This is a genomic window from Ramlibacter sp. (assembly GCF_036676645.1).
Lineage (GTDB): Bacteria > Pseudomonadota > Gammaproteobacteria > Burkholderiales > Burkholderiaceae_C > Ramlibacter.
This window is the reverse complement of the sequence record NZ_JAKFCM010000111.1, coordinates 1-2814: the sequence shown is the minus strand read 5'-3', so window position 1 is coordinate 2814 and position 2814 is coordinate 1. Positions and strand designations below refer to the sequence as shown.

The window sequence follows — 2814 nt, the reverse complement described above, 5'->3', positions numbered from 1 at the left end:
GGGCGCTTCGTGGCGATCGACGCCAACCTGCGCCCGGCCATCGTGCCGGACATGGCGGCCTACCGGGCCAGCGTGATGGCCGCGCTCGGCCAGGCCCACCTCGTCAAGGTGAGCGACGACGATCTGGTCACGCTGGGCTTCACCGCCGCCGACCCGCTGCAGGCGGCCCGCGAGTTGCTGCAGGCCACGCCCGCCACCTGGCTGGCCCTCACGCTAGGGCCCCGTGGCGCCGTGCTGCTGCACCGCGACGGCCGCGGCTGGCAAGCGGCCGAGCCGCAGCCGGTGCGGGTGGCCGACACCGTGGGCGCGGGCGACTGCTTCCTGGCCGGCCTGCTGGCCGCCCTGCTCGAACGCCCGGCGGTGCAGGCGGCCAGCCACGCCGACCACATCGCGCTCGACGCCGAGGACGCACGCCACATCCTGGGCCGGGCGGTGGCCAGCGCCAGCCTGTGCGTGATGCAGACCGGCTGCGCGCCGCCCAGCCTGGCCGAGGTGGTGGCGCGCGTGGCCGCCGTGCCGCCGGTGTTCGAGGCGCTTTGAACCCCAGGCCGCCGGTGCATCGGAACCCGCCGAAAATCCGATCACAACCGGTAACCCGCATGTAACTTGATTACATTAAAATCCAGCCATTCACGTAACTAAATTAGAGACATGAGCACCTCCACGCCCTCCTCCGCCGCGGCTTCCCCCCTCGATCTGGTGATCTTTGGCGGGGTGGGCGACCTCTCCGTGCGCAAGCTGCTGCCCGCGCTGTACATGGCGCACCTGCACAACAACCTGCCCGCGTCCACCCGCATCCACGCGCTGGGCCGCCAGCCCTGGGACCGCGCCGCCTTCGTCGAATTCATCCAGGAAAAAGTGCCCGGCTTCATCGAGGCCAAGGCCTACAACATGGCCTCGTGGCAGGGGTTCCTGGAGCGGCTGGACTATGTCGCCCTCGACGCCACGCAGGCGGCCGACTACGCCGCGCTCGGCGCCGCCCTGCAGCCCGGCTCGGACCGCGTGTACTACCTGGCCACCGCACCCAGTCTGTTCGTGGGCATCTGCGCCAACCTGGCCGGCGCCGGCCTCATCGACGCGAACTCGCGCGTGGTGCTGGAAAAACCGCTGGGCCACGACCTGGCCTCGGCGCGGCAGATCAACGACGACGTGGGCCAGTACTTCCAGGAACAGCAGATTTTCCGCATCGACCACTACCTGGGCAAGGAAACGGTGCAGAACCTGATGGTCTTGCGCTTTGGCAACACCATCTTCGAGCCGCTCTGGCGCAGCCCCTACATCAAGAGCGTGCAGATCACCGTGGCCGAGAGCGTGGGCGTGGGCAGCCGCGCCGGCTTCTACGACGGCACCGGCGCCATGCGCGACATGGTGCAGAACCATTTGCTGCAGCTGCTGTGCATCGTGGCCATGGAGCCGCCGGTGTCGCTCGACCCCGACGCCGTGCGCGACGAAAAGCTCAAGGTGCTGCGCTCGCTGCGCCCCATGACCATGGCCGACGTGGCCAAAGACACCGTGCGCGGCCAGTACACCGCGGGCGCGGCCAACGGCGACGCCGCCGTGGGCTACCTGCAGGAAGCCAACATCCCGCACCACAGCAACACCGAAACCTTCGTGGCGCTCAAGGCCCACATCAACAACTGGCGCTGGGCCAACGTGCCGATCTTCCTGCGCACCGGCAAGCGCATGGCGGCGCGCCAGTCCGAGATCGTGATCGAGTTCGCCGACCTGCCTTTCACCATCTTCCAGGACTCGCCACGCCAGTCGGTCAACCGCCTGATGATCCGCCTGCAGCCGGAAGAACACATCCAGCTGCAGATGATGGCCAAGGAGCCCGGCAGCGGCATGCGCCTGCGCCCGGTGAGCCTGAACCTCGACCTGGAAACCGCCTTCTCCGAGCGCCGCGCCGAAGCCTACGAGCGCCTGCTGATCGACGTCATCAAAGGCCGCCTGACCCACTTCATGCGCCGCGACGAACTGGAAGCCGCGTGGACCTGGGTCGAACCCATCATAAACGGCTGGCAACAGCTCAACGAAAAGCCCAAGTCGTACACGGCGGGCAGCTGGGGGCCGGCGGCGTCTTCCGCGCTGATGGCGCGCGAAGGCTCTTCCTGGGTAGAGGAGTCCTGATGGCAGTGACCGAACACCCCAACGCTACCCCCGCCGCCATCGCCGCGCACATCGCCAACGCCCTGCGCAGCGCCATCGCCGCGCGTGGTCAGGCCAGCCTCGCGGTGTCGGGCGGCAAGTCGCCCATTCCCATGTTTGAAGCCCTGCGCGAGCAGGACCTCGACTGGGCGAAAGTAACCGTCGTGCTGGTGGACGAGCGCGTCGTCCCGCGCGACCACGCCGACAGCAACACCGCCCTGGTCGCCCGCCACCTGCTGCAGGGCCGCGCCTCGGCTGCCCGCTTCCTGCCGTTCTTCCGCGAACTCGCGCCGAAGTTCAATGCCGAAGTGCTGGACGCGCTGGTGCGCGACGCCGAAGAACGCATCGCCTCCCTGCCCTGGCCGCTGGACGTGGCCGTGCTCGGCATGGGCGAAGACGCGCATACCGCTTCGCTGTTCCCCGCCGCGCCCGGCTACGCGCGCGCCATCGCCACCGATCAGCGCCTGGCCTGGGTCGTGCCCGACACCGCGCCCCACGCGCGCATCAGCTTCACCCTCAGCGCCCTGCTGGCCGCGCGCGAGCTGGTGCTGTCCATCGCCGGCGAGAACAAGCTCGCCGTCTACCGCCGAGCCGCCCAACAGGCGGACGCGGCACTTCCGATCTCGCTGGTGATCAACCAGACACAGACCCCCTTAAGCGTCTGGATGA

Annotated in this window: 3 protein-coding genes; all 3 read left to right on the top strand. The window is 68.9% G+C overall.

Features of this window, described 5'->3' with window-relative positions; all coding sequences use genetic code 11:
- Nucleotides 1-540, top strand: a 540-nt coding sequence (locus V6M57_RS17450; protein ID WP_332816275.1) for a PfkB family carbohydrate kinase, incomplete at its 5' end; no start/stop codon positions are given.
- A 111-nt stretch (nt 541-651) separates the two neighbouring features.
- A complete protein-coding gene (zwf, locus tag V6M57_RS17445; protein WP_332816274.1) occupies nt 652-2127 on the top strand; it encodes a glucose-6-phosphate dehydrogenase in 1476 nt (491 codons plus the stop codon).
- Nucleotides 2127-2814, top strand: a 688-nt coding sequence (gene pgl, locus V6M57_RS17440) for a 6-phosphogluconolactonase (protein ID WP_332816273.1), incomplete at its 3' end; no start/stop codon positions are given. The genes zwf and pgl, both read left to right, overlap by 1 nt.